This is a genomic window from Clostridium tarantellae (assembly GCF_009295725.1).
Lineage (GTDB): Bacteria > Bacillota > Clostridia > Clostridiales > Clostridiaceae > Sarcina > Sarcina tarantellae.
Window position 1 is genome coordinate 1 of record NZ_WHJC01000400.1, and the last position, 2,442, is coordinate 2,442.

Consider the following 2,442-nt stretch of genomic DNA (forward strand, 5'->3'; position numbering starts at 1 on the left):
ATATTAATTATATAGTAATTTAGTAATGTTAAAATACTTTAATTACTAAAAAAGATATGATTTTAAAATATAAATTAAAAACTTGAGAATTATATAAAGATAAAATTATAGTAATTTTATTGGAGGAATTATGAGTAATAAATTAATTAACTTAGTAAGAAGTTTTAGCATAGGTTTAAGTGTTATTATTACCTTAATAATGATAATTTTTATAATTTATTCAGAAATTTTTTACAAACAAGTTAACATAAGTAAGCAAGAAGTTAAAAATAAAAAAATAGGACAGATTTTAATTACAGAGTATGAGTCTTTAAAATTGGATTATATTTCACAACCAGAAAATATAAATGTAGGTTTAAAAGAAAAAATAAAAGAAATAGATTTAAAAAGATCAAATAAAAAAAGTAAATAATTTTTTATCTCAAAAATATTTTTTTTGCATATTATAATTATGTAAATAATATTAAATAAGGAAATTTTTATGGATAAATTATTAGCAAATAAAATAACAGATATTTGTGATAAAGATTATTTTTATTTAAAATCTTTTAAAAATGTGATAGGTGTAGGATTAGGATATAAAGTTATTAATGGAAAAGATACAGGTGAATTAAGTGTACATGTATTAGTTCATAATAAAACATCTGAAATAGATAAATCTAATTTTATTCCCAAAACATATATGGGAATAAAGACTGATGTTATAGAAATAGGAGAACAAGCACAAAAATCTTTAAAAGAAAAGATTAGACCATTAGTAGCAGGTTATGGCATATCAAAGCAAAATCTAAAGGAAGCAGGAACAATAGGATGTATTGTTACTAGAGATAATCCTTATGGAGTAAAAGATTATTATATATTAACTAATAATCATGTTATTGCAGATTTAACACGAGGGGAAATTGGTATTCCATTAGTGCAACCTGGAGGTATAGATGGGGGAGAATCGCCAAGAGATATAGTAGCAAGATTAAGTGAGTTTATACCTCTTAAGTTTCATAGATTAAATCCTAAACCAGAAAATTTTGTAGATGCTGCCATTGGAAAAATTATAAAGCCTTCATTAGTTCAATCTAAGGAAATAGCATTAGTAGGAAAAATTACAGGAATTTCAAAAGCTGTAATTGGAGAAAGAATAAAAAAAGTAGGAAGAACATCAGGACTTACTATGGGAGAAGTAACAACTATTAATACAACTATAGAGATTTCATATGGTGGAAGATTTAAAACACCATTTTTATTTAAAGGATTAACCTTAGCTAAATTACAATTAGATCAAGGAGATTCAGGAAGTATAGTTTTAAATGAAAAAAATGAAGCTATAGGACAGGCTATTTCTTCATCATCACAAAACATTACTACTTTTGCTGATATGGAAACTGTTTTAACAGCGTTAAATGTAGAGTTATATATATAAATAACACATAAAAAAGACATTTATATAAAAAAATTCAGTGTTTAACTGCTAATACCTTGTGAGGGAGGGCTAGTTTCTAAAATAACATAGCTTTTGGGTTAGTAAGAAAATTTGTGTATTTATAACTTCTTTATATAATTAATATTTTTTGGTTATATGTATATTGTTTACAATAAAAAATATTTTACAGAACTTTTGAGATGTATTAATAATTCTCGAAAGTTCTTTTAATTATTTTACTTAAATTTCTCATCAAATATTATTTTTAATTCATTTATTGTCAAATTGCATTTTTATAACCTTTAGTTCATTTAGAATTAATTTTTTTAGTTGCTAAATAAAGCATTTTCATTTGATTTTAATTTAGAACAATATATTTCTTAAGGATTGTATTAAAAAAAGCTTAAAATTATCTAAATTTCCTTTATAAGATAATTGATAAATAAGATAATCAGTTTAATCATTAGTAACATCATATACAATTTCTCTTTTTTTGTTCTAGTTAGTAAAGTTTTAACTAAAAGTTCACCCACCCAATTATTATAATTAAGCTCTGGTCACGAGGAAATTTCATTAAAGCATTATCAATTACACTAAGTTCCTCATCATTCAATATAGCTTCATTAGGAGGATGTTCTAAATTTTTAAGTCCTTCTAATCCAAACTTATTATATCTATGAATAGTTTTTCTAACTATTGCATCTGACTACTTTAGAATTTTAAAAATACTATTACTTGTGTTATTCTCTAATATTAATAAAAGAGTTAACATTCTTGTTTTAATTCTAAAAATTTTTCACTTGAATAAAGAGTTTTTAATACTTCATAAGGCATATATTTTTTTATAGTTAATATTTCTTTAATGGAACCTTCATTATATTTAGTATGTTCATTTAATTTACACCACTTTACAATAAATTTAACTAGCTAAAGAATCGTTATTAAGATGATTAATAACATCTTCAAGCGTAGTTATATTTTTATCAAGTTGTATTGTTTTAAGCAACTTGCCATAAATTAATTCT

The 2,442-nt window shown here is 23.0% G+C and carries 2 protein-coding genes; both read left to right on the forward strand.

Features of this window, described 5'->3' with window-relative positions; all coding sequences use genetic code 11:
• Window positions 1–130 precede the first annotated feature (130 nt).
• Window positions 131–412, forward strand: coding sequence for a hypothetical protein (locus GBZ86_RS14945; RefSeq protein ID WP_152891970.1), 282 nt, complete (start codon window positions 131–133; stop codon window positions 410–412).
• Between the two features lie 69 nt (window positions 413–481).
• The gene (locus GBZ86_RS14950) at window positions 482–1,417 is read left to right on the forward strand and encodes a chymotrypsin family serine protease (RefSeq protein ID WP_152891973.1); all 936 of its coding nucleotides are present in this window, start codon (window positions 482–484) and stop codon (window positions 1,415–1,417) included.
• Window positions 1,418–2,442: the final 1,025 nt, after the last annotated feature.

Excerpts from the sequence above, each read along its gene's own strand:
- GBZ86_RS14945 (WP_152891970.1), top strand. The coding sequence starts at position 131 with ATGAGTAATAAATTAATTAACTTAGTAAGAAGTTTTAGCATAGGTTTA.
- GBZ86_RS14950 (WP_152891973.1), top strand. The coding sequence starts at position 482 with ATGGATAAATTATTAGCAAATAAAATAACAGATATTTGTGATAAAGAT.